Origin of the sequence: Flavobacterium cupreum, assembly GCF_003996965.1 — a bacterium.
Taxonomy (GTDB): Bacteria; Bacteroidota; Bacteroidia; order Flavobacteriales; family Flavobacteriaceae; genus Flavobacterium; species Flavobacterium cupreum.
Genome location: NZ_QWDM01000001.1, coordinates 475,815 through 500,098 on the forward strand (window position 1 = coordinate 475,815; position 24,284 = coordinate 500,098).

Annotated in this window: 19 protein-coding genes, 1 tRNA gene and 1 pseudogene; 9 read left to right on the forward strand and 12 right to left on the reverse strand. The window is 36.2% G+C overall.

The genetic code is table 11. From position 1 onward, the window contains the following. Window positions 1-3: 3 nt before the first annotated feature. A complete protein-coding gene (locus D0817_RS01935; RefSeq protein WP_127336696.1) occupies window positions 4-1,086 on the reverse strand; it encodes a hypothetical protein in 1,083 nt (360 codons plus the stop codon). Window positions 1,087-1,094: 8 nt separating this feature from the next. Continuing rightward, window positions 1,095-1,616 carry a DUF5004 domain-containing protein gene (locus D0817_RS01940; protein ID WP_127336697.1) on the reverse strand — a complete coding sequence of 174 codons (522 nt, stop codon included), beginning with the start codon at window positions 1,614-1,616 and terminating at the stop codon, window positions 1,095-1,097. A gap of 483 nt (window positions 1,617-2,099) precedes the next feature. On the opposite strand from D0817_RS01940, the gene susR reads away from it, so the two are divergent. Next, a complete protein-coding gene (gene susR, locus D0817_RS01945) occupies window positions 2,100-3,698 on the forward strand; it encodes a SusR family glycan utilization regulator (RefSeq protein ID WP_127336698.1) in 1,599 nt (532 codons plus the stop codon). A gap of 162 nt (window positions 3,699-3,860) precedes the next feature. On the opposite strand, the gene D0817_RS01950 is transcribed toward susR, so the two are convergent. From D0817_RS01950 to D0817_RS01965, 4 genes are all read right to left on the reverse strand, one after another. Next, the gene (locus D0817_RS01950; RefSeq protein ID WP_127336699.1) at window positions 3,861-5,084 is read right to left on the reverse strand and encodes a sterol desaturase family protein; all 1,224 of its coding nucleotides are present in this window, start codon (window positions 5,082-5,084) and stop codon (window positions 3,861-3,863) included. Between the two features lie 129 nt (window positions 5,085-5,213). Then, complete coding sequence (locus D0817_RS01955; RefSeq protein ID WP_193555348.1) at window positions 5,214-6,500, reverse strand: Glu/Leu/Phe/Val family dehydrogenase; 1,287 nt, start codon at window positions 6,498-6,500, stop codon at window positions 5,214-5,216. Window positions 6,501-6,919: 419 nt separating this feature from the next. Continuing rightward, window positions 6,920-7,774 carry an EamA family transporter gene (locus D0817_RS01960; protein ID WP_127336700.1) on the reverse strand — a complete coding sequence of 285 codons (855 nt, stop codon included), beginning with the start codon at window positions 7,772-7,774 and terminating at the stop codon, window positions 6,920-6,922. A gap of 62 nt (window positions 7,775-7,836) precedes the next feature. After that, window positions 7,837-8,430: a 2OG-Fe(II) oxygenase gene (locus D0817_RS01965; protein WP_127336701.1), complete on the reverse strand. Its 594-nt coding sequence runs from the start codon at window positions 8,428-8,430 to the stop codon at window positions 7,837-7,839. Between the two features lie 297 nt (window positions 8,431-8,727). Here D0817_RS01965 and D0817_RS01970 point away from each other — a divergent pair, with 297 nt between their 5' ends. Continuing rightward, on the forward strand, window positions 8,728-9,231 hold the full coding sequence (locus D0817_RS01970; protein ID WP_127336702.1) for an ankyrin repeat domain-containing protein: 504 nt from the start codon (window positions 8,728-8,730) through the stop codon (window positions 9,229-9,231). Between the two features lie 271 nt (window positions 9,232-9,502). Here the strand turns inward: D0817_RS01970 and D0817_RS01975 are convergent, their stop codons facing one another. The 6 genes from D0817_RS01975 to D0817_RS01995 form a co-directional block, all read right to left on the reverse strand. Continuing rightward, window positions 9,503-10,966 (reverse strand): MoxR family ATPase, encoded by a 1,464-nt coding sequence (locus D0817_RS01975; RefSeq protein ID WP_127336703.1) that lies wholly within the window; start codon window positions 10,964-10,966, stop codon window positions 9,503-9,505. Window positions 10,967-11,452: 486 nt separating this feature from the next. After that, window positions 11,453-12,571, reverse strand: a complete 1,119-nt coding sequence (locus tag D0817_RS01980; protein WP_127336704.1) for a vWA domain-containing protein — start codon at window positions 12,569-12,571, stop codon at window positions 11,453-11,455. A gap of 106 nt (window positions 12,572-12,677) precedes the next feature. Further along, window positions 12,678-13,058 (reverse strand): YchJ family protein, encoded by a 381-nt coding sequence (locus D0817_RS01985; RefSeq protein ID WP_127336705.1) that lies wholly within the window; start codon window positions 13,056-13,058, stop codon window positions 12,678-12,680. Then, window positions 13,048-13,281 carry a hypothetical protein gene (locus tag D0817_RS01990; protein ID WP_127336706.1) on the reverse strand — a complete coding sequence of 78 codons (234 nt, stop codon included), beginning with the start codon at window positions 13,279-13,281 and terminating at the stop codon, window positions 13,048-13,050. The genes D0817_RS01985 and D0817_RS01990 overlap by 11 nt, the downstream gene beginning before the upstream one ends. Window positions 13,282-13,340: 59 nt before the next feature. Then, window positions 13,341-13,487, reverse strand: a complete 147-nt coding sequence (locus tag D0817_RS26005; RefSeq protein ID WP_167470919.1) for a hypothetical protein — start codon at window positions 13,485-13,487, stop codon at window positions 13,341-13,343. Further along, window positions 13,487-14,026 (reverse strand): hypothetical protein, encoded by a 540-nt coding sequence (locus D0817_RS01995; protein WP_127336707.1) that lies wholly within the window; start codon window positions 14,024-14,026, stop codon window positions 13,487-13,489. Before D0817_RS01995 ends, D0817_RS26005 begins: the two co-directional genes overlap by 1 nt. Before the next feature lie 88 nt (window positions 14,027-14,114). Between D0817_RS01995 and D0817_RS02000 the strand changes: the two genes are divergently transcribed. From D0817_RS02000 to D0817_RS02030, 7 genes and pseudogenes are all read left to right on the forward strand, one after another. Beyond that, window positions 14,115-14,366, forward strand: coding sequence for a hypothetical protein (locus D0817_RS02000; protein ID WP_127336708.1), 252 nt, complete (start codon window positions 14,115-14,117; stop codon window positions 14,364-14,366). 205 nt (window positions 14,367-14,571) lie between these two features. Further along, on the forward strand, window positions 14,572-15,012 hold the full coding sequence (locus D0817_RS02005; protein ID WP_127336709.1) for a KTSC domain-containing protein: 441 nt from the start codon (window positions 14,572-14,574) through the stop codon (window positions 15,010-15,012). A 260-nt stretch (window positions 15,013-15,272) separates the two neighbouring features. Beyond that, complete coding sequence (locus D0817_RS02010; protein ID WP_127336710.1) at window positions 15,273-16,034, forward strand: DUF4369 domain-containing protein; 762 nt, start codon at window positions 15,273-15,275, stop codon at window positions 16,032-16,034. A gap of 18 nt (window positions 16,035-16,052) precedes the next feature. Then, a pseudogene (locus tag D0817_RS02015) lies at window positions 16,053-16,439 on the forward strand (peroxiredoxin family protein); the annotation flags it as partial. 419 nt (window positions 16,440-16,858) lie between these two features. Continuing rightward, window positions 16,859-16,942: transfer RNA gene (locus D0817_RS02020), tRNA-Tyr, on the forward strand. Window positions 16,943-17,504: 562 nt separating this feature from the next. Continuing rightward, window positions 17,505-19,796, forward strand: coding sequence for a beta-glucosidase BglX (gene bglX, locus D0817_RS02025; RefSeq protein ID WP_127336712.1), 2,292 nt, complete (start codon window positions 17,505-17,507; stop codon window positions 19,794-19,796). A gap of 215 nt (window positions 19,797-20,011) precedes the next feature. Next, window positions 20,012-24,166, forward strand: a complete 4,155-nt coding sequence (locus D0817_RS02030) for a two-component regulator propeller domain-containing protein (RefSeq protein WP_127336713.1) — start codon at window positions 20,012-20,014, stop codon at window positions 24,164-24,166. The last annotated feature ends 118 nt before the right edge of the window (window positions 24,167-24,284 follow it).

Consider the following 24,284-nt stretch of genomic DNA (forward strand, 5'->3'; position numbering starts at 1 on the left):
GAATTATTTGTCTAAAGTTTTAAGCGGAATCGAAGTATCCGAAATCGTCTTGTCCTTGTTATCTTTTACCAGGACATGGATTTCAGTTAAATTCGGAACTCCGTTTAGTTCTGAAACTAAATTGACAAATCCTTTGATTTCAGCGGTTCCTCCCATAAACTCACCAGAAATTGTTTTACTGCCGGCTGTAATCGTGTAAATCAATTTGTTTACACCCGATTCATTATTTTTTCTTGACATTCCCAAAAAGTCTCTCTGACTGATCTGCAAAGGGAAGAAAGCAAAAACCGGTGGCGGTGGCGGCACAAATTCACCAGCATAAATAATCTGATCACCGGAATTCGTAGTCCAGTCTTTTGCGACCATTAAAAACGTTATGTTTTCCATCACAAAACCAGGTTCCGTATTATAATATTCCTGTGGAATCAAATCCATTCTGTAAAAACCATTTCCTAAATCCTTTAGTTTTGTTTTTTCGGAAACTTCCGGAAGCCAGGCCTGATATTCCTGCAGCACCGCCCAGTTGTTTAAACCACTATGGAAGTGAACACTTGGAACGCCTGCGAAACCGTCTTTTAAATTAGAATTAAATAAAATACTTACCGGTTTATCAATGGTTGGTTTGGCAGGATAAGACCTGATTAGTTCGTTTGCGGTATAAAAGGACGAAAAATCAGTATAGGTCATGTTGGCCACATCACTTTGTTTCGATCCGTTTTTGTTTTTCAGGCGGAACCAGAATCCGGCACTTGCGGCGATTTCCTCCGGAGTTTTAGAAAAATACGTTGTCGGGGTCAGCTTAAAACTCCAGATTTTATCGCCCTCGTATTTTAATTTTGCAAAATCAGAGGAGTTTTCCCAATTGCCTGCGTCCGGTTCAGAGGGTGACCAGATCCAGATATAGAGTTCTTCTGTTTCTGCGAAGGTGGTTCCTGAAAGGTCAAAGTACCAGGTTACTTCTTCATCATATTTGTACACTACCGGATAGGATGACATAGGCCCTACGGCTCCTGCATTTTCCTGCGCCGTTACAAAATTTGGAGCCATTAAAAGGGCAAGTAAAATTGTATATATAAACTTTTTCATAGTACTTTTTAATTAATAGCATTTAATTTGAATACGTACGAAACAAAATCAGCTCCGCCGGAAGTACGCATCAGCTGAAGCTGCATTTCTTCGTTTTTACCCGGAACAGAAATGATCCTCAGCTCATCTGTTTTTTGGGTTTTCTGAGCATCGCTGTACAAATAGATTCGTATTGCACTGGCATTTGTCTGCTGAAAGTCTGAGCTTAATGCCCAATATCCTTTTGGAGCAAATAGTGGAGGAACATTTCCGGTAACCTCATAACTTGTAGGTCTATTTTGAGCATCTGTTACGAAATTGATTTTAAAATCCTCGTAATTAAAATAGGTACTCAAGTTTTCTTCGCTTGGTTCGATTTTATTTGCTTTCGCAAATTCATCAACCATTTTCAGATTTGTTAATCCCCAGTTTCCGTTTACTTTCTCATAAATGGTAATGGGATCAACGTGGCTTCCGTCTTCAGTGTTGTCACAGCCAATGGCCGTTAAACTCATCATAACAGCCAACCAATAAATACTTTTACATCTCATAAATTTGTGGTTTGATTGTTAGTTTTTTTTATCCGTAAGGACAGAGCGAATCTATAAGTTAAATAAATCTTAAAAAAAATATCTTTGAAAAATCAAGATAAAATTCAAGTCAATTTTAAAACAAACAACTAACAATCAGTTAATTATAATAATTTTGCAGTAGAAAAAATCAAGACGTTGTTTAGATGAAAAACCGCAAATAATTAATGGTAGAAATGACAATATCAAAATTAAAGCGGATATTTTTTTCACTATACATATATATAATTGCTTTTTATTGTATAATTGCAAATTATTAAACTACTTTTAACATTTAGGTCCTGTTTTGAAACGGGATAGCCCTTGTTTTTTAAACGTATTGCACCTAAATTTGTTAAATCCTAAAAGTTTACATGCGTAAGCGCTTATGCTTACTTTGAATTAAAAACGAATTAACTCAAGCCAGCCAAAAAACTATTTTTTACCCTAAACCAAAACATGACCATGCAAAAAATATTAATGCTATATTTTTTCATTGCAGGTTTTTCTCTCGCTGCGAAAGAGACAAATCCTGTCCTGGAAGAATTAGATAAGGTGCTCCTTAAAAAAGAAGTATATCTCAAAAAGAAATATCAAAAAATAGAAGCCTTAAAAAAAAATGTATCAAAATTTACATTGAGCCAGAACAACACAGCACTTTATAATTGCTACATGTCGTTGTTTGAAGAGTATAAATCTTTTAAATATGATTCTGCCTATTATTATTTAGAAGAAGCAAAAATCAAGGCAATTGTATTGAAAGACCCGAAGTATCTGGCCAAAAGCCGTATTAAAGAAGGGTTTGTGCTCCTTTCCTCCGGTTTGTTTAAAGAAGCTATCGATACTTTGAATGTGGTTGACGACAAAAAACTGGACCTGAGAAACAAATTTGAGTATTACAATATAAAAGCCCGCGCTTATTACGATTTAGCTGATTATAACCGCGATCAGCGCTTTAATATCCATTACGTACAACAGGGCAATCATTTCCTGAAAAAGGCACTGGAATTAATCGGAACGAACACCAACGAATACTGGGCCGCCGAAAGTTTAAAAAGACTCAAACAGCAGGATTGGCGCGGTGCCGAGTTTGCATTTAGCTACTGGATTAACAATTATGACCTGCCTCCGGATTATTACGGAATTGCCACTTCAAGCCTTGGTTATATTTATTCTGAAAGAGGATACACCAAAAAAGCCATTCAATATCTGGCGCTTGCTGCCATTGCGGACGTGAAAAATGCCACTAAAGAAACCGTTGCCTTGCGAAATCTGGCCAACGAACTCTTTAAAATGGGGTATCTCGACAAAGCCAACGAATACATCAACATTGCCATGGATGACGCGACTTTTTATAACGCCAGACACCGCAAAATTGAGATTTCGTCGATTTTACCGATTATCGAAAAAGCACAGCTGAACAATGTAAAAGAAAAAAATGATAAACTTGAAAGAATCATTATTCTGTTAACCATATTGACCGTGATTATCATTTTGTTTTCGATCATTATTTTCAAACAATTAAAAGAAAGAAACAAGGCGAGAAAAATAATGGCTTCTTCGTACAGTCAGCTGCAGGAAATGAACATCAGCCTGAGTGAAGCCAATGCGATTAAGGAAGAATACATTACGTATTTTATCAAAGCAACTTCGGCATTCATTAATAAAATAGATCATATCCAGAAAAGTACGCTTCATAAGATCATTACAAAGAAAACCGATGAAGTTATTGCGAGTTTAAAACGGTATAATGTAAAAGAAGAACGCGAGAATTTATTCCATCAGTTTGATGAAATCTTCCTGAAGTTATTCCCCACTTTTGTAACCGATTTTAATCATTTATTTCCAAACGATCATAAATGCATCGTAAAGAAAGGCGAGCTTTTAAACACCGAACTTCGAATTTTTGCACTCTACCGACTCGGAATCCAGGACAGCAGCCAAATGGCCGAATTTCTCGAGCTTTCTGTAGCTACAATCTACACCTACAAAACCAGAATCAAAAGCAAATCGGACTTTAAAGACACTTTCGAAGAGAAAATCATGGCGATTAAAACGATATAACTTAAAGAATACATGCCACAGATGCCACAGATTCACACAGATTAATAATCTTTTGAGTCCTTTATCCCGATAGCTATCGGGAGTTGCAAAAAAAAAGCGACACCCATTCGGATACCGCTTTTTTTCTATGCTCATTCTTCTACGCTCTTTATTCTATGCTCTTCACTCCGAAGACTCCAACTGCAGCACCACATTCTGATACCTTTTACTCAAGGAGAATAATTGTTCCGCGAAAATCATGACTCCCAGTGGTATAAAGAAAAAAATCATCAGGCCTTCTTCGTATAAAAAATACACTGCGATCATATAAATCCGGGCATATTCCAGATAGTAAATCCATTTTCGCTGTTCCAGTAAAGCCCCGCAATTAATGAGGGTGATCAGGATAATCGACAGCACAAAAATTTTATCAAAGCCATTTAAAAATTCAAAATAATACGTAAAAACAGTCAGCAGTAAAGTCGAAATTCCCAATTGGATGTAAAGATAATTTTTGAATCGAAGCCGCTGATTCGGATTGGCCTTATCCTGTAAAAACCGTTTTTCCAATATCGGCCGAATGTCCTGATCCATATGAGCGGGACTTCCAAAAACCGCTTTCCATTTTGCTTTGAACCCTTTCGAGCGTTTCATTAATTCATAAATCTCAAAGTAATAGTGAAAATGCTGCCATAAGAAACTGTAGCTTTTTAGCGGATGCGTTAATCCGTATTTTGGTTTTTCTTCTTCCGTCTGGAAAGTTCCGAAAAGACGGTCCCAGAAAGTGAACATATCCCCATAGTTTTTATCGAGGTACTTCTCGTCGGAAGCGTGATGCACTCCATGAACAGAAGGCGTTACGAAAACATATTCCAGCCATTTTATTTTTCCGATGAGCTGTGTATGCGTAAAAAAAGAATAAGCGCCATGGACAATCAGCATCGTGATCACCATTGTCGGATGAAACCCAATATAAGGAAGAACACACCAGAATCCGGTGCGGATAATGGCCTGAAAAGTGGTAATTCTCGCTGCAGCGGTAAAATTAAATTCTTCGCTATGATGATGAACAATATGCGCTGCCCAGAAAAAATTGACTTCATGTCCTAATCTGTGGTACCAGTACCAGACAAAATCGGTAGTGAGAATTAACGCAAACCAGACAAAGGCATTCGCCGGAATATCGAAAATGCGATAATTATTATAAATGAAATAATACGCCTGGTAAAAACTTGCAGCGACAAATAAATTGATTAATCTTTCGGCAATACCAATACTAATATTCGAAACGGAGCTTTCATAGTTGAAAATTTCCGGTCTTTTTTTTCGTTGTGCAATCTTAAATTCAATAAATAAAAACAGAAAAAAAGCAGGCATTGCGAAAGCAAGAAAATTAATATGTTCCATTTTAAAAATTACTTTGTTTATTCATAAATAATTCAAAAAGAAAATATTTCCACCAGTCAATACCTTTCTTTCCCTTTAAAAAAGCATCAATTGATGAAAATTATCTTCCTCTGCATTTAGCGTAGATTTTTAATTCTGTTTGTATTTAGGGGCATCGGCTGCCACTTCTTTTACCGATTGTGTTTCAGCTACTTTTTTCAAAGCAATAATATAAGCAGCAATACGCGGCGTTACATTATATTTTGCCGCAACCCTAAAAACAGTATCAAAACCTTTTTCCAGTATATCTTCCAGACGTTTGTTGATCTGGTGAATTTTCCATGATTCCAAAAGTGAATTCTGCAGCCATTCAAAGTACGAAACGGTCACGCCGCCCGCATTTGCCAGAATATCAGGAACCACAAGGACATTATTTTCGTGCAGTATTTTATCCGCATCAGAAGAAACGGGACCGTTTGCGCCTTCCACAATAATTTTAGCACGAATGTCATTGGCATTTTTTCCCGTAATCACGTCTTCTTTTGCAGCCGGAATCAGGACATCAACATCCAGAAGCAATAAATCCTCATGCTTGATCGCTACAGAATTCGGATATCCTTTTATGGATTTATTATTCAGGTTGTAATACAGAATCAGTTCGGGGATATTAAGTCCGTCGGGATTGTAAAAAGCTTCCGAAACATCACTTACGGCGACAATTTTCAATCCTTTTTCGAACAAAAACAAAGCCGAATGCAAACCCACATTCCCAAAACCCTGAATCGCGGCCGTAGCTCTTGCAGGTCTTATCTTTAGTTTCTCCAATGCCAGAATACTGATGATGCTTACGCCACGCCCGGTCGCTTCTACCCTGCCCAGAGAACCTCCGGAATGCAGGTGTTTTCCGGTCACTACGGCATGAATCGTTTTGCCGTGGACCAATGAAAATTCGTCCATCAGCCAGCCCATTTCGTCAGGACCTGTTCCCATGTCAGGCGCAGGTACATCTTTTTCCGGGCCGAAAATATCAGATAGTGCTTTGGTATACGCTCTGGTAATTTTTTCCAGTTCTGTTTTCGAAAGTGTTCTCGGATCACAGATTATCCCGCCTTTTGCTCCTCCAAACGGAATTCCTGTGACGGCAGATTTCCAGGTCATCCAGGCCGCCAGTGCTTTTACTTCATCAAGATTTACGCCTGTGTCGTAACGAATGCCTCCTTTAGACGGTCCTAATGCCGTATTGTGAATGACACGATAGCCTTCAAAATTCTGAATGGTTCCGTTGTCCAGCGTAATCGCAAAATTCACAACGATTTGTTTTTCCGGGCGCTGCAATTTCTGCCTGATGGATTCCTCCAGGTTAAGAATATCGGCGGCGATATTAAATCGATCAATCATGGATTGAAAGGGATTCTGTTTTATTATTTCTGTACTCATTTTATATCTTTTTAATGGGGGATTTTCTTTTTTTTCAGTGCTTCTAATTCCTGCAACACATACAACATGGTATTTTTATCAGACAGCACTGCATCATTATATTGGTATTTCTATTTGATCTCATCTTATAATTTTTTAATAATTCTAAAAAAAAGCCTTTCATGGTGCATGAAAGGCTAAAAAAAAAAAATAACTAACAAGTCCATTTTCTATTAAGGCCATTTCATTACATAGTTCATCATGCAACACATCGTGAAGCTGCACATAAACGGACTGCTATTTTGGCTATAGTTTTTCATTGTCATTGCAAATTTATAAATTACTTTATATATTCTATAGAATTAGTCGAATTAATTTTCAATAAAATAAAATATATTGCAAAACAGGCTGTAAATAAAGGCTTTAGAAAAGTAAAAAAATTACTGTAATTGTGAAAAAACTATAAAAACAATGGCAATTAAGGCTAAAAACAGCCCAATGAAATTAATTTTGGATAGTCTTTCCTTAAAAAAAAGCAGGCCCACCACACTCCCAAGAATGATGACTCCCATATTCATTCCGGCAAAAACAGTCGAAGGATTATCCGAAAATGCTTTATGCGCTTTCAGGTAAAACAGAATATTTCCGAAATTAAAGAGCCCTACCAGACCGCCAAAAAGAATGTTTTTGGATTCGAATCGCGCTTTTTTATTTATAAATTCATAAGTAACAATAAGCAACGCTACAAATAATGCAATTGCAAAAACTACCAATAAAGATGTAGGATAAGGAAGCGTAGTAAAAAGAGCAATCTGCTTAAAAAGAATATCAATAATCCCAAAACCAAATAGGACAATTGCCGGATAAATCCACTTATTCCCCGTATTTGCAGCCGGCTTTTTTAAGATCAGCAAAAGGGCCACAAAACCTGTCAGAAGCCCAATGACCTTATAGCGGTTGAATTCTTCGTTAAAAATAAACCAGGCAGCCAGAATAGGTATAAACAGTGATAATCGCTGGGCTGCATCCGTTTTTACGATTCCCATGTTCTTTATGGACGCCACCAAAAACAGGAACACCACAGGCAACAAAATTCCAATGGCGACATAAATTGTCCAGGGTGCGTTTACAGTAACCTCACTCAGATCCGGACTGAAAGTAAAATAACAAAGCAGCAGGGCAAACACATAATTGAAAGCGACAATCTGTGCCGGATCTGTATTGTATTTTCTAGTGATTTTAAAAATAATACCCACAACAACACTGCAGATAATACTTAAAGCGAGAAATAACATAAGGTTTCTTTTTGAATGCAAAAATAACGTTTATCTCTTTTAAAATTTCCAAAAAAAGTATATTAATCCACCTTAAGCCAGCCCGTAATGCTCATTCGCGTATTTTGGGTAACTAAAACTTCGTGCACCAGTTCGTCACTTTTGAAGAAAACAGTTTTACCCTGAGTTGGTGAAATCTTCTGATTATTATTGAGTTGATGAATCAGCAGTTCGCCGCCATCCACTTCCTGCCAGTTGCTATTGAGGTAACTGATCATAGAATATTTACGACTGGGATTGTTTTTGAACTGATCTAAATGTTTCAGGTAAAAATCTCCTTTTTCGTATAGAGCATAATGAAACTCATAGCCTGTAATTCCGGTATAGCAGCTTTGATTGAGGTACACTATAAAAGCTTCGATTTTGGCAAAAAATTCATTTTCGAAAACATTATTATGCTTTTTATCCAGCCAGTAAATAGAATCGCTTCTGATGGCTCCATCGTACAACAGTTTATCCGAATTTCCGACTCCGGCAGTTACCAATACCTTTCTCTGATTTAAATCGAGTAAATTCTGTTTTAAGTGATTGGCCAGTTCAGGGGTTAAAAAATGCTCCGCTATGCCTACTTTATTCTCGATGTACGAAGCAATCAGATCTTCAAAACTATCTTCCATTTTATTTTAGGAAAGACTGCAATTACAGCCAACAGAACAAGGTAGACTAATTAAAAATGGCAAAAGACTTATTTTTAAGAAATAAAAAAAATGACAGACGTAATCTTAAAAATGAATTGCCAGGCTGAGCATTCTATAATAAAAAACAAATACTTATAACAGTAACTCTTATTCTATGTAACCCTCATTTTTATCTACGTCAGTCACTTATTTCAAGAAACACACCACTTATTACTTCATACGTTTATTATTTAATTTACTAAACTACTTTTACTTTAAAGCAAAAATAAAAATAAAATGAGTGTAGAGGTATACAGATTAATTTCCAAGGAGGAAATTGATAATTTTATAAGGTTTCTTAATAAAGAAGGTATCGATTACGTCGATGAGGATAAACGCAGTTTATTTATGTTGGTAATAATTTATATATCTAAGGCTCAAAAAATTAATAATATACTAAATAGTAAAAGAGAAGTAAAGAATAATACTGATTTTTATAAAAAAGGTATTGAATTAGTTAATATCCTTATCCAATATCATTGCAATATTAACACCCAGGACAGGTATGGTTTTAGTGCATTACATTATGCGGCTCAGAGTAGCTATGATGAATTTGTTGAATTACTGATATTAAATAATGCTAAAGTGGATTTACAAGACAACGAAGGAAACACACCTCTTTGGCATGCTGCAATGAATAGTAGCGGGATAACAAATACTATTCAATTACTATTAGATGCGGGAGCAGATATCAATAAAGCCAATAAGCATGGAGTCTCTCCAAAAGACCTAATTGAATGAAATACTTGCCGGAATATAAAAATATATTCTGGTCACATTAAATATTTACACGTGAAACATTAACGCGCTCTGCGAAGTCGAGGCCCTGCTAATCTTTACATAAATTTTAGAATTAAATCTATTGTTCATATTTAACTTTTTATGGCATGGCTTATTATTTCCAACGGCTTACAATCCGTTACTACAAAATGTGTCGTTCCTCCGAAACTTAACAAAAACAAACCCGACAGGTTTTAAAAGCCTGTCGGGTTTGAATTACTATCGCAAATATCTACAATTTACTAATGTAACTTCCGTACATATCTTTGAACTGATGTCCTTTTGCAAAACGGTCTTTACTCAGCTTTTTATACTCAACTAAAGCCCATAAAATAAATTCCTTCATGAAATACTGATCTTTTTTATCCAGTTGCGGCTGGTATTTTTTCAGTAAAACATCTAAAGGTGTAACTTCATCTAAGATACTTTGATATTCTTCGTCGGTGCAGTCGTCTAATAGTTCGAAACCACTTTCTGCAAAGAACCATTCGATTAAATCAGAATAAGGTGTTTTTTCGCCCGGTTTTTCTAATTTTTCAATTTTAGGAAAATGCTCCGAAAACAAAGTTCTCACTGCCAAACCTATCAGAGTCTGAGCTACTGAAGCTGCTCCCTCCTGCTCTCCTTCGTAAACTAATTCGACTTTTCCTGTAATAGCAGGAATGATTCCGATAAAATCAGACAAACGAAGGGTGGTTTTATCTGCTCCGGCAATCAAAGCACGACGTTCTGCCGTACTAATTAAATTTTCGAAAGCCGTAATACTCATTCTGGCACTTACGCCACTTTTATTATCAATATATTCACTGTCACGCGCTTCGAAACTAATTTGCTCCAGAATATCCTTAGCCAGACCGGGAACGTATACCGTTTCGCTTTGGTTTTGATCTAATTTAGCTTCCTGCTCCGTAATGGTTCTGGCAATGGCTACTGTTTCAGGATAGTGCGTTAAAATTTGCGAACCAATTCTGTCTTTTAACGGCGTAACGATACTTCCCCTGTTGGTATAATCTTCCGGATTTGCAGTAAATACAAACTGCATATCAAGCGGCATTCTCAATTTGAAACCTCTGATCTGAATATCGCCTTCCTGCAGAATATTAAACAAAGCCACCTGAATTCTGGCCTGTAAATCCGGTAGTTCGTTAATAACAAAAATACAGCGGTTCGCTCTTGGAATCATTCCGAAGTGAATCACGCGGTCGTCCGCATAGGACAATTTTAAATTGGCAGCTTTAATCGGATCGACATCACCAATTAAATCAGCAACCGTTACATCCGGAGTAGCCAGTTTTTCAAAAAACCGTTCACTTCTGTGCAACCACGAAATTGGGGTTTCGTCGCCTTTTTCAGCAATCAAATCCTTTGCGAATCGGGAAATCGGATTCAACGGATCGTCATTGATTTCAGAACCGGAAACAAACGGAATGTACTCGTCTAACAATTCAATCATTTTACGGGCCAGACGTGTTTTTGCCTGTCCGCGCAGTCCTAATAAATTGATATTATGACGGGATAAAATGGCTCTTTCCAATTCCGGAATTACCGTGTTCTCAAAACCGTGCACGCCTTCAAAAACAGGCTGTCCGGATTTGATTTTTTCCCGAAGATTGTTTCGCAATTCGTCTTTAATACCTGTATTTTTATATCCTGCGGCTTTTAACTGACCTAGTGTATGTATGTTGTTTATTTCCATTTTTATTGAAATATCTATTTTGTTATTTATATTTTTTGTTTTGTACAAATGCAGCTGCTTTGACGAGACGCACTGCTGTGCGCCTCTACGGATATTCGTTTTCTAAAAAAACGCTTCGACTCCGCTCAGCGGGACAATCAAAACCTAATTTATAAAACCTTTAAACCTTTGCTCCTATGAACCTCTATGTCTCTTCAATTTCGATTCTTCGCTGTGAGGAGACGCACTGCTGTGCGCCTCTACGGGTATTCGTTGTCTAAAAAAACGCTTCGACTCCGCTCAGCGGGACAATCAAAACCTATTTATAAAACCTTTGAACCTTTGTGCCTTTTCAACTTCGATTCTTCGCTGTAAGGAGACGCACAGCTGTGCGCCTCTACGGATATTCGTTGTCTAAAAATGCTTTGACTCCGCTCAGCGCGACAATCAAAACCTATTTATAAAAACCTTTGTGCCTTTGTTGCTATGAACCTTTGTACCTTAAAATTAGCGAACCCTTTTCTTTCTATTCGTTTCATAATCTTCAAAAATCATTTCACCCAGACCTTTAAGTCCGGTGTAAAATGCTTTTCCCTGATTGGCTTCTGTAAAATGATTCACGAAACGCTGCAAATAAGGATCGTTTGCAATCATAAATGTCGTAATCGGAATGTGTAATTTTCGGGCTTGCTGTGCCTGTGTGTAACATTTATCTACAATATAATCGTCGAGACCGTTACTGTTCATATAATAGGAACCATCACGCTCGCGTACGCAGCTTGGTTTCCCGTCGGTAATCATAAAAATCTGCTTGTTGGTATTTCGTTTCCTGCGTAAAATATCCATCGCCAGCTGAAGTCCAGCAACCGTATTGGTATGATAAGGTCCTACTTGCAGATACGGTAAATCTTTAATTGGAATGGTCCAGGCATCATTTCCGAAAACCAGAATATCAAGTGTATCTTTCGGGTAACGGGTGGTGATTAATTCGGCTAAAGCCATGGCCACTTTTTTGGCCGGTGTGATTCGGTCTTCGCCGTACAAAATCATACTGTGGCTAATATCAATCATCAGGACAGTACTCATTTGCGCTTTGTATTGCGTTTCTTCTACCACCAAATCATTTTCGGTAAGCATAAAACTCTCCACACCATTATTGATTTGGGCATTTCTTAAACTTTCTGTTAAAGAAATACGTTCTAAACCGTCTCCAAAATTAAATTCACGAAACTCTCCGGTATGCTCATCACCGTTTCCGGCATGCTTTGTTTTATGATTTCCGCTTCCGGAGCGCTTTAAATTACCGAAAATCTGATCTAAGGCCTGTTGCCTTATTGCCCGTTCTGTTTTAGCAGTGATTCCAAAGCCCGGCGTACCATCGTCTTTGGCTTCGTCTTTTATGTAACCTTTCTTTTTTAAATCTTCGATAAAATCATCGATTGAGTAGTTCTCGTCAGTAAGTTTGTACTCTTTGTCCAGCTCCCTGAGCCAGTCTATAGCTTCGTCAAAATCACCCGAAGTATGGGTGATCAGCTCTTTGAAAATACCAAAAAGTTTTTCAAACGGAGACTGAAACGGGGCTTCGTAAGTCTTAAAATAAAAACCTTTTTTAAAATCATTTTTCATAATTCTAAAATTACGGTTTTTTAGAATTACGAAAAAAGAAACGTTTATTAATTTTTAGTTAAAAAAATATCAGACAATAGACGGAAAATGGCCATAAATCTATAAATTATTCAAACTTTCCATCCACATAAAACCAGACACCATTTTCACACCTGAAAGTTGAAAATTCGTAATGTGCCTGAGGCTTTTGATCCGCATTTAAAAAATAAGCTTTGAATTCCACTGTATCTTCAGAAGAACTTAGAATTTCTAATTTTTGCCATTGATTACTGGTTGCCCATTTCAGGATTTCTGTTTTCGAATAATACTGCCTTTCTGAAACATGTGTCGTTTCCAGAAGATAATCGGCGTTATGAGTCGCATAGGCCGAATATCTTGAACGCATTAAAGCCAATGCATCAGGTGCTTTTTGATTTTGCTGAAGGTACAATCCGCAACAGGAATCAAACAACAAACCTGTATCGCAAAAACATTTTTTACTCTCCATCAACCTGCTCTTCGCCATTGATTTTCACATGCAGCTGATTCAGCAAAACCTGATATCTGCTGATTTCCCTTAGATCTTCGTCTTCTTCGGCATGATCCAGCATTTCATCTAAGGTTTCATTAACTTCCAGTAATTTATTATTGGCTTCCCTATTATTTTTTGCTGCAATCAAATCAATTATTTCCTGCACGCTTGCTTTTAAATCTTCAAATTTTGTATTCATATTACTTTTGTTTTTTTGTTTCAGATCTAAAATTTCACTTTCACCTGAAACTATTTTTTCTATTCTTCCTTTTTATCTTCGTTAAACTTTCTCACAATCTCTTTCAGTTTTTCCTTTCGCGCAATTACAGCCTGCTTGGCTTTATCCTGCGCTTTGTGCAGCTTGTCATTGTGTTTTTTAATATTCCTCTCGTTGTTGCGTCCCATTATATCTCTCTTTTAATTTCTTCTAATGTTTTTTCGGTATAGATCAGTTCTGTAATTATTTCCGTTCTTAAAACATCTATATCTTCTTCAAAATGTTTTGCCCAGGAAGTTAATTGCTGCAAATTCCGAATCTGTTTGATGCGTTTGGTAGTTTCAAAACTGGTTCTTAAAACAGCTTTCTTATCATAATCGGGATTATTCCTGTGCTGATACGTAACGGTGTTTTTTTCAAAATCTGCCTGAATATAATACAATTTATCTGTGGCATTGTCCGGGTAAAATTCACTCCAGGCAGCAAAACCTGTTTTAGTTTTCGATGGAGTTTCGGGTTTCATTGCCACTAAACGCCACTTGCTGTTGGCCAGTCTTCCCCAGTGGTTGGAAACCCTGTACATTCCTTCTTCCGTGTAATAATAGGTGCTTCCGGCTTTGCTTTCGAACTGAATTTTTAAACCGCTAACTTCATCGTGTAAAACTTCATGAAAAACACAAAATGTATTTTTAAAAGAATTTGGATGGGGCTTAAAGTTTTTTTGCATGTGCAAATATACTGAGATTGTCTCAAACTCCCCAAACCAAACGATATATTGATTAACTTTGCAGCTTCAATTCTAAAAATAAAAAGTCATGTCGAAAGGATCACACGAAAAAATGTTGCAAAAGGGAGTTTACACCGGCATCATTGAGAAAGATGAAAACAACAATTATTTTTGTGGAGAATATCTTTTGGATTATAAATTAGCGCACTCCAATTTTAATGTAGGAGATATGATCACAATCAAATCTGTAATTGAGAATCCAAGCGATATCAGCTACGACAAATATCCCAAGAAGTCTAAAAACTTCGATAAGGCGAATTACAAACCGGAGCAGAAATAGTTTTTTGTTTCAGGTTTCAAGTTTCAGGTTTCGTGAACTTGAAACCTTAAACTTGGAACTCTATAAGTTTTCGACTTAAATATTCCGAATATTTTTTCCTTCAAAACTAAAAAGTTAAAAAAAAGTGTACCTTTGCAAAAAATTTGTCGTTTTGAAGTATTAAATACAGATTTCAAACTAATAGACAATAAGTTACCTTTTATTTATGAAAAAAATAGTTGAATACCGTAAGTTATTAAACGTAGAAAAAACTGCAGAATTAAAAGATTTGAAAACCATTTATCGTAATGCGATGAAGGAAGCTCATCCTGATAAATTTCAAGGTGATGATGCTGGTCTGAAAGCTGCAGAAGAAAAAAGTAAAGCTATCATTGAAGCTTATCACTTTTTGGTAAGCATTAATCCTGAAACGATTAAGGCTAATTTACCTGAATACACTGAAACAATTTCGACTTGTTCAATTACAGATTATAAATTTGTTGAAGGTCGTTTAATTATCGATTTCTCTAACGGTAGTGTTTATGAATACATCAGTGTTCCTAAAGCTACTTATGTAAAAATGGTAAATGCAGATTCTCCCGGAAGATTTGCAAAAAGACATATTCTGAACTCTTTTACCTGGAGAAAGAAAACAAATCAGGAATAGATTTACATTCAAATTATCTATAAAAGCATTCTGGCAACAGGATGCTTTTTTTATGCTTTAAAATTAAAGAATTATGCTTTTACATCCTTAATTCTGGTATTATTAAAAGTTTTAAGTTAAATTTCACAAATAAATACCCTGATAACATGAGAATTACGCATCAAAAAACTATAACAAAATTTTAGGCAACAAAATTCTTTATATTTTATATTTTTAGATACTTTTGTTGCACAAATCAATTAACTAATTAATTTTTTATAATGAAAAAAATATTTTTTTTACTTACTGCTTCTGTAGCAATCATTTCATGCAGCAAAGTTAAAGACGGAGAGTACCTAATTACAGGAACTGCAAAAGGAATTGAAAACGGAAAAACTATCATTCTTCAGGGTCAGGATCCTACTACAAAAATGGCAGTAGCACTTGATACTGTAAAAGTTGAAAACGGAAAATTTGAAATAAAAGGAAAAGTAACTGAACCAGCTTTCCATACATTAATCCTTCAGGGGGCTAACGGGCCAATCCCTTTTATCTTAGAAACAGGAGAAATCAATATTGCTATCGATAAGGACAGTATCCATAAATCTAAAATTTCAGGAACTTACAATAATGATGAGTATGTGAAATTCAATGAGGAACTTACTAAAACTCAAAAGAGATTAGCTGATTTCCAGAAAAACAACACTCAGAAAATGCAGTCAGCTCAACAAGCTCAGGACACTGCCACTATCAACGGTTTGATGAAACAGTACATGACTATTCAAACTGAAGTACAGGCTGATTCTAAAAAGAAATATGTAGCTTACGCTGAAAGTCACCCAAAATCATACATTTCTGCTTTGATCATTCAGGGTATGTTAGGTGATCCTTCTACTGACATTAAAAAAACTGAGGCTTTGTACAATTCATTAGATGAGTCATTAAAAAATACTACGCCTGGTAAAGAAATCAAAGCAAAAATCGGTCAAGCAAAAATGCCTGCAGTTGGTGCAACAGCTCCTTCTGTTGGTGACGCTAAATGAAGATCAGATTTTTCTGCGCCTAATCCGGAGGGAAAAGTAATTTCTCTTAAGCAGAGTTTGGGCAAAGTAACAATTGTTGATTTCTGGGCTTCATGGTGTGGACCGTGCAGAAAAGAAAATCCGAACGTGGTGGCTATTTATAAAGAGTTACACGCAAAAGGACTAAACATTGTTGGTGTTTCTTTAGACAAAGAAACTGGTGCCTGGAAAGAAGCTATCGCAAAAGACGGCTTAACATGGACGCAGGTTTCAAACTTAAAATACTGGGACGAGCCAATCGCTAAACAATACAATGTTGAATCGATTCCCGCAACTTTTATACTTGATGCAACAGGAAAAGTAGTTGCACAGGATTTAAGAGGCCCTGAATTAAAAGCAAAAATCTTAGAGCTTTTAGCTAAATAATACCAATGTTCAGCATAAAACAAAAAAATCTCCCTAGTGGAGATTTTTTTGTTTTATGCCATACTCATATGGTCTGACTATAAATATTAGATTTTCCTAAAAAGTTCATAGAAATCAATAGAGCGTTCAAAATAAATCCGCCAAAATTCAATACCATGTCCATCAAAAAAATAAAAAATAAGCATTCAAGAGTCAACACTTTTAGTAAAAACCCTGGTAGTTTTAGCAAAAAAATGCTGCTATTAAAAATAAAGCAAAAAAACTTCTTCTTTAATATTTTTTTATTTTATTCAATACCAATGAATTAAAAATTAATTGAAAAATAACTCAAAATTAAGTGCGATTTTAGTTTGTAAACATCAAAAACGTTTATATATTTGCAACCGCTTAGAACAACAAAGCGCAACAACGCTGAGATCGGGGAGATACTCAAGCGGCCAACGAGGGCAGACTGTAAATCTGCTGTGAAAACTTCGCAGGTTCGAATCCTGCTCTCCCCACCAAAAAGTCCTAATGAAAATTAGGACTTTTTTTATGGGTAAAAGTGAAAAATCTATTTCAGGGATTCGCAGTTTTTTTGCATTAAAAACAATTTTCGATCTTTATAAAAATAAGCAAAACTTTTTTGGCACAATGACAGCGTATTTGTGTTTTGGAAAATAAAAAACAAATATTTATAAGGTCAGTCGAATTAAGGTTCGAAACTTCATAAATTCAAAAATTTACAAAATTGGTTTAGGCCAAAACAAATTTATTGATATCCCTTTACAACGTCAGAAATTTTGCTTTCTGATAACAGTTTTTTAAAGTACTCTAATGCACGTTTTTTTAGAATTGAAAACAAAATATTTAGCCCACATCTATTTTTGTGAGTGATCACAGAGGTGCCAGATGCATCATTTGTAGTACATAATGCTTCAAATGTATTAGTATCGTTACTGCCGTAAAACTACATTTACAATCCTAAAATGCAACCTTTTTGATGACCATACTTCTGCAAGGGCAAAGAAGATAATCTTACGGACCTGACATTACTAACCTCATACGAAAACTAAAACCACACCAATGAAAAAACAAATTAAAAAATATGCCTTTGTACTCCTAATCGTTTTTGGAAACGGATATGCCCAGACAAAAAGGTATATGGATCCCCAAAAACCGATTGAAGACCGAATTTCACTTTTAATGAAAGAAATGACATTAGAAGAAAAAGCAGGCCAAATGAATCAATACAATGGTTTTTGGGACGTAACGGGACCGGCTCCGAAAGGCGGGAGCGCTGAATTAAAATACGAACATTTACGAAAAGGCCTGGTTGGTTCCATGCTTACCGTTCGGGGCGTTAAAGAAGTTCGCGCCGTACAGAAAATCGCGGTAGAAGAAACCCGTTTGGGAATTCCGCTGATAATTGGTTTTGACGTGATTCACGGTTATAAAACGTTAAGTCCTATTCCGTTGGCAGAAGCGGCAAGCTGGGATCTGGAAGCCATTAGAAAATCGGCGGCAATTGCGGCAGATGAAGCTTCTGCATCCGGTATTAACTGGACTTTTGCCCCTAATGTCGATGTTTCGAACGATGCGCGCTGGGGACGTGTTATGGAAGGTGCCGGTGAAGATCCTTATTTGGGAAGTAAAATCGGTTATGCAAGAGTAAAAGGTTTTCAGGGAGAAACCGTTGCAGATCTGGCTAAAGTAAATACGATTGCGGCTTGTGCAAAACACTTTGCAGCATACGGTTTTGTTGAGGCAGGATTAGAATATAATATGGTAGACATCAGTACTTCTAAATTATACAACTCGGTTTTGCCGCCTTTTAAAGCAACTGTTGATGCAGGAATTCGCACGTTTATGAATTCATTTAATACGTTAAATGGCGTTCCGGCGACGGGAAATGCATTTTTACAAAGAGATATCCTGAAAGGAAAATGGAATTTTGACGGATTTGTCGTTTCGGATTATGCTTCTATTCGTGAAATGATTGCACACGGTTATGCCAAAGACGAAGCCGATGCAGCAGCAAAAGCGGTCCTTGCAGGTTCTGATATGGATATGGAATCGTATTTGTATGTAGCAAAATTAGTGGCACTTGTCAAAGAAGGAAAAGTAAAAGAATCGTTAGTTGATGATGCCGTTCGCAGAATCCTTCGTGTAAAATTTGAATTGGGCCTGTTTGATGATCCGTACAGATATTGCGACGAAAAACGTGAAAAAGAAGTTGTCGGAAGTAAAGCCAATAACGACGGCGTTCTGGACATGGCAAAGAAGTCTATCGTTTTATTGAAAAATGAAAAGAATTTGCTTCCGCTAAAGAAATCCGGACAAAAAATTGCTTTGATCGGCGCTTTAGCCAATGATAAAAACAGTCCGCTTGGAAGCTGGAGAATTGCAGCCGACGATAATACTGCGGTTTCGGTTTTGGAAGGAATGCAGCAATACAAAGACAATCAGCTGACTTTTGAAAAAGGTGCCGATTTACTTTCACAAAAAGCTACTTTCCTGACAGAAACAGTTTTCAACACAACCGATAAAAGCGGATTTGAAGCGGCAAAAACAGCTGCAAAAAATGCCGACGTCGTGGTAATGGTCTTAGGTGAATATGGTTTTCAAAGCGGAGAAGCAAGAAGCAGAACTGATCTAAATTTACCCGGAGTGCAACAGGAATTACTGGAGGAAATCTACAAAGTAAACCCTAATATCGTTTTGGTTTTAAACAATGGACGTCCGTTGAGTATTCCCTGGGCTGCGCAAAACATTCCGGCAATCGTAGAAGCCTGGCATTTAGGAACACAAACCGGAAACGCGGTGGCCCAGGTTTTATATGGAGATTATAACCCAAGTGGTAAACTGACAATGTCCTTCCCTAGAAATGTTGGACAAGTACCTATCTATTACAATAAATACAGTACAGGAAGACCCATTGATAGTGATAAAAACGTCTTTTGGTCTCATTATATGGATGTAGAAAAAACGCCTCTGTTCCCTTTTGGTTTTGGACTGAGCTATACCACTTTCGATTATAAAAATCTTAAAATAAACAAAACCGTTTTTTCCAAAGGCGAAAAAATTCAGGTGAGCGTTGATGTTACCAATACAGGAAATGTTGACGGAAAAGAAGTGGTTCAACTGTATATAAACGATGCTGTTGCCAGTATAGTTAGACCTGTTAAGGAACTAAAAGGCTTTGAACTTGTTACTTTAAAAAAGGGAGAAACCAAAACAATTCAATTTACACTGACAGACAAAGAACTTGGTTTTTATGACAACGAAGGCCAATACTTAACAGAGCCCGGCTTATTCAATATTATGGTGGGCTGGAATTCTAATGAAGGTCTTACCGGTAAATTTGAACTGAAATAACTGGAAAGAGGTTCCTAATTCTTTGCATAAAACACAATTGTGTTAAAACAACCCAATAACCTGAGCACGATTAATTAATAATCGGGCTCAGGTTTTTCGCAATAGGATAAAATTTACACTTAAAAAGTATATTTCCTGTTTAGTTTTATTAATATTGTTTACTGCACTTAAAATAAAAGGAAATTTTCGGCGGAATTGATCAATACTACTGTTAAATGAAAAAGATTAAATATATCATCCTATGCTTCTTTATCGGTCTGAATTGCCTGTTTTCTCAGGAAAAATTTGACAACTACCAATTTAGAAGCATACAGGAAACTACTTCAAAGAGAGCCATTTCCTCTATTATTCAGGATAAAAATGGCTTTATCTGGATAGGTACAAACGGCACGGGTTTGTATCGATATGACGGGGTAAATTATTTTGGATACCAATACAATAAAAAGCGCGGTTCCATCAACAGTAACTTTATTTTTGCAACTTTTATTGATTCTGATAATAATTTATGGGTAGGTACAGATGATGGTTTATGCCTGTACAACAGGGATTTAGATAATTTCACTAAAATCAATATTGAGGATGTAATTAGAAAAGGTTATGACGAACCCATTACTGTAAAAACAATTATTCAGGATAATAACGGCAACTTAATCTTAGGTACTTACGGTTTTGGATTGTTCAAACTCAACATAAAAACTTTAAAAACAACTATGATTCCGTCGAAGGTGCTGGAGAAATTTAATTTCCTAATCAAATCTTCGGTAAAAAATAAGCACGGAATTATTTATCTGGGAACGAGTTATGGCCTTTTGGAACTTGATTTAAACGGAAAACTTAAGCAGGTTTACAAAGACAAATTTAAAAGAGAACCTCTATTAGAGGATATAGAAAATCTTGTCATCGACAAATTTGGATATATATGGCTGGGAACCACGGAAAGCGGGCTGATCAAAATTAAACCCGAAACAGATAATTACCAATTTGAAAATTATGCTATCACCAAAAACAAAATCTTATCGATTATAGAAAGCAGTCAGGATTATATCATCTGTGGTACTGAAAATGACGGATTACTGGTTGTAAATTATAAAGGACAGGTATTGCAGAAGTATTTGCATAGTAAGTATAATGACTTTAGTTTAAAATCCAATTCGGTCTGGTCCTTATATGAAGATAAAGAAAAACGACTTTGGTTAGGCTATTTTAATAAAGGACTGGGCGTTTTTGACAAACCCAATAACAAATTCAATTCCCTTGAATCGCAGGTCAACAACGATAATTCACTACAAACCAGTTATGTAACTTCGGTTATAAAAGACAAAAAAGGTAACCTGTTAATCAGCAATGAAGGCGGAGGGCTTGATATTTACAATCTTACCAGTAAAAGTTACATTCATGTAAACAAAAACAATCAAAACTACTATTCCGGTTTGGATGCTGCTGATATTCAGACCATATTTATAGACAGCAAACAAAATATCTGGATAGGAAGCTGGGATCGCGGCATCTACTTTTTGAAAAATGGCACTACCCGCTTCATAAACTACAATACAGCAAACACAACAGGTTTAAAATCGAACCGGATTTTCAGTTTTTCGGAAGATTCGAAAGGCCGCATCTGGATTGGAACTTTCATCAAAGGACTGCATTATTTTGATAATAAAAGCAACACGTTTATGCATTGTGAATCGAAATCATTTACAGAAAACGCTTTAGACAACGCTTTTATTCGTAAGGTTTTTGTAGACTCCGATAATGTTTTGTGGGTAGGAACAATCCTGGGGTTATATCAGGTAAGTTTAAAAGACGGCGCTGATTTTAAAGTGACCAAAATGCGCGATGCCATGTTCAGGGACAAAACGAAGTACAACAGCATTCAGACTATTTTATCGATCTATGAGTCTAATGATAAAACAATATGGATCGGCACAGATGGCGAAGGATTGTTTAACTATAATAAAAAAGACAAGGCATTTTCGAACTATAATAACTTTCCGGGTTTTAAAGAAAAATCTGTCCGTGCCATAATTTCCGACAACAATGGTTCTTTATGGATCAGTGGCGGATTAGGATTAACAAAACTCGATTTTAAAAATAAAAAAAGTACCCATTTTACTAAAGATGATGGCCTTGTTGATAACGATTTCAACAATAACGCGGTCTTTAAGGATGGAAACGGAGCATTGTATTTTGGCAGTTACGAGGGAGTAAATTATTTTAATCCCAATGAGATCAAAAAAACAGAGAAAGCACCTAAATTGTATTTCAGTGATTTTAAACTATTCAACCGATCTGTAAAACCCAATGAAGAGGCCTCGCCCCTAACCAAAGTAATTACTCAGACCAAAGAAATTACCCTTAACTACACCCAATCTGTTTTTACGATTGAATATGTGGGTATTAACTATAACTATTCCAAGAAAAACCAATACGCCTATTATCTGGAAGGTTTTGAAAAAGACTGGAATTATGTGGGCAATAACAGAACGGCAACCTATACGAATCTGGCAGCGGGCGATTATGTTTTTAAAGTAAAGTCTGCTAATGCCGATGGTTCGTGGAGCAATACTCCATTAGAATTAAAAATAAAAATCCTGCCACCCTGGTGGAAAACCTTTTGGGCTTATTTACTATACGCATCGGTTTTGATTTTCCTGATCAGATACTTCAATAAAATTTATCAAAACCGTTTTAAAGCTGCACAAGCCATAATTTTAGAAAAAGAAAAGAACATTCAGGCAGAGAAATTAAACAATAAGAAATTGCAGTTTTTCACGAATATTTCACATGAATTCAGAACTCCTCTTACTCTTATCATTAACCCGCTGGAAGATATTCTGCGAAGCAAAAATCTGTCTCCGGAAATACATAATAAATTAAAAATTGTACACAAAAGTTCCGACAGGCTTTCGAGATTAATCAATGAGCTGATGGATTTTAATAAATTAGAGTTTAACAAAATTTCCCTTCAGGCCAAAAAAATTGAAGTTGTGGCATTTACGCAGGGAATCATTGGTTATTTTGATGAAGAAGCTGCGGCACGAAATATTACGATTAATTTCGAATCTGCATTTGATGAGCTTGAAGACTGGCTGGACCCTAAAATGCTGGAAAAAATACTCTTTAATATTATTTCAAATGCCTTTAAATTTACTCCGGATAATGGTTCTATTACCATCTCGATAGACAAATCAGATCCCGGTAATTCGTTGCTGATTAATGACAATAAAGTTCCGTCTTTTTCCATCACAATTACTGATACGGGCTCCGGCATTCACAAAAAAGATCTCAAAAGAATATTTGACCGGTTTTATCAGGTTAATAATGTAAATAAAGAGTACTACGGCAGTACAGGAATTGGTTTAGAGGTTGTAAAAGAATTTATCGAGCTGCACAAAGGAAGAATTGATGTTGAAAGTCAGGTAGGACAAGGCACAAAATTTACGGTAACCTTTCCTTTAGGGAAATCTTTGTATAAGAAAAGCGAAATAGCCGACAATGTTTTCAAAACAGAAAAAAGCAAAAACCAATTTCTGACTGAACATGTTAATCATTCTTCTGAAGACGATGATGAAACAAACCATACTGTTGAAAATGCAGCTATTGAACCTGCAAAACCCTACACTGTTTTAATTGTTGAAGACAATCCGGAATTAAGAAATTACCTCAAACAGGAACTAAGCAAAATATATAAGGTTATTACAGCCGAAAACGGTCAGAAAGGCTACGAACTTGCGGTTCAGAAATTACCTGATTTAATCATTACAGATGTTATTATGCCTGTAATGGACGGATTGCAATTGTGTAAAAACATAAAGGGGGATTTAAAAACAAGTCATATTCCCTTATTAATGCTCTCGGCAAAAGCAATGGTAAAAGACCGACTAGAAGGTATAGACTCCGGTGCCGATATGTATTTGAGTAAACCGTTTGAGTTAGACATCTTAAAATCGAGTCTGGCACAGCTTATTACAAGCAGGCAGATCATGTTCAAAAAGTTTTACAGCGGCATCACAAAAGACGGCAAGGAAAAAACAACTTCACTCGATAATGATTTCATGCAAAAGATTCTTGTATTTATTAATGAAAATATTAGCGAACCTGAATTAACGGTGGAGCTGCTTTCTTCTAAAATTTTCCTGAGCAGAAGTCAGTTGTATCGAAAAATAAAAACATTAACAGGCGTTTCGGTTAATGAATTTATTAGAAATGTTCGATTAGAAAAAGCAAAACAACTGATCGAAAAAGGAAATAATAACATCAACGAAATAAGCTATAAAGTAGGATTCACTTCTCCCTCCTATTTTACCAAATGTTATAAAATTAAATACGGACATTTGCCTACACAGGAAAAAAAGACAAAAGAATAAGCGTTAAAAATAGTTCTGTAAATGAAATACAATCAGCAGGAGAGTTTCGATATAAAAATCGGAGCTCTTTTTTTTGTAAGTCAATTTTTTCAAAAAACATCTTAGTAATCGCAGACAA

Coding starts and splice junctions, on each gene's coding strand:
- D0817_RS01935 (WP_127336696.1), bottom strand. CDS start 1,086: ATGAAAAAGTTTATATATACAATTTTACTTGCCCTTTTAATGGCTCCA.
- D0817_RS01940 (WP_127336697.1), bottom strand. CDS start 1,616: ATGAGATGTAAAAGTATTTATTGGTTGGCTGTTATGATGAGTTTAACG.
- susR (WP_127336698.1), top strand. CDS start 2,100: ATGCAAAAAATATTAATGCTATATTTTTTCATTGCAGGTTTTTCTCTC.
- D0817_RS01950 (WP_127336699.1), bottom strand. CDS start 5,084: ATGGAACATATTAATTTTCTTGCTTTCGCAATGCCTGCTTTTTTTCTG.
- D0817_RS01955 (WP_193555348.1), bottom strand. CDS start 6,500: ATGAGTACAGAAATAATAAAACAGAATCCCTTTCAATCCATGATTGAT.
- D0817_RS01960 (WP_127336700.1), bottom strand. CDS start 7,774: ATGTTATTTCTCGCTTTAAGTATTATCTGCAGTGTTGTTGTGGGTATT.
- D0817_RS01965 (WP_127336701.1), bottom strand. CDS start 8,430: ATGGAAGATAGTTTTGAAGATCTGATTGCTTCGTACATCGAGAATAAA.
- D0817_RS01970 (WP_127336702.1), top strand. CDS start 8,728: ATGAGTGTAGAGGTATACAGATTAATTTCCAAGGAGGAAATTGATAAT.
- D0817_RS01975 (WP_127336703.1), bottom strand. CDS start 10,966: ATGGAAATAAACAACATACATACACTAGGTCAGTTAAAAGCCGCAGGA.
- D0817_RS01980 (WP_127336704.1), bottom strand. CDS start 12,571: ATGAAAAATGATTTTAAAAAAGGTTTTTATTTTAAGACTTACGAAGCC.
- D0817_RS01985 (WP_127336705.1), bottom strand. CDS start 13,058: ATGGAGAGTAAAAAATGTTTTTGCGATACAGGTTTGTTGTTTGATTCC.
- D0817_RS01990 (WP_127336706.1), bottom strand. CDS start 13,281: ATGAATACAAAATTTGAAGATTTAAAAGCAAGCGTGCAGGAAATAATT.
- D0817_RS26005 (WP_167470919.1), bottom strand. CDS start 13,487: ATGGGACGCAACAACGAGAGGAATATTAAAAAACACAATGACAAGCTG.
- D0817_RS01995 (WP_127336707.1), bottom strand. CDS start 14,026: ATGCAAAAAAACTTTAAGCCCCATCCAAATTCTTTTAAAAATACATTT.
- D0817_RS02000 (WP_127336708.1), top strand. CDS start 14,115: ATGTCGAAAGGATCACACGAAAAAATGTTGCAAAAGGGAGTTTACACC.
- D0817_RS02005 (WP_127336709.1), top strand. CDS start 14,572: ATGAAAAAAATAGTTGAATACCGTAAGTTATTAAACGTAGAAAAAACT.
- D0817_RS02010 (WP_127336710.1), top strand. CDS start 15,273: ATGAAAAAAATATTTTTTTTACTTACTGCTTCTGTAGCAATCATTTCA.
- bglX (WP_127336712.1), top strand. CDS start 17,505: ATGAAAAAACAAATTAAAAAATATGCCTTTGTACTCCTAATCGTTTTT.
- D0817_RS02030 (WP_127336713.1), top strand. CDS start 20,012: ATGAAAAAGATTAAATATATCATCCTATGCTTCTTTATCGGTCTGAAT.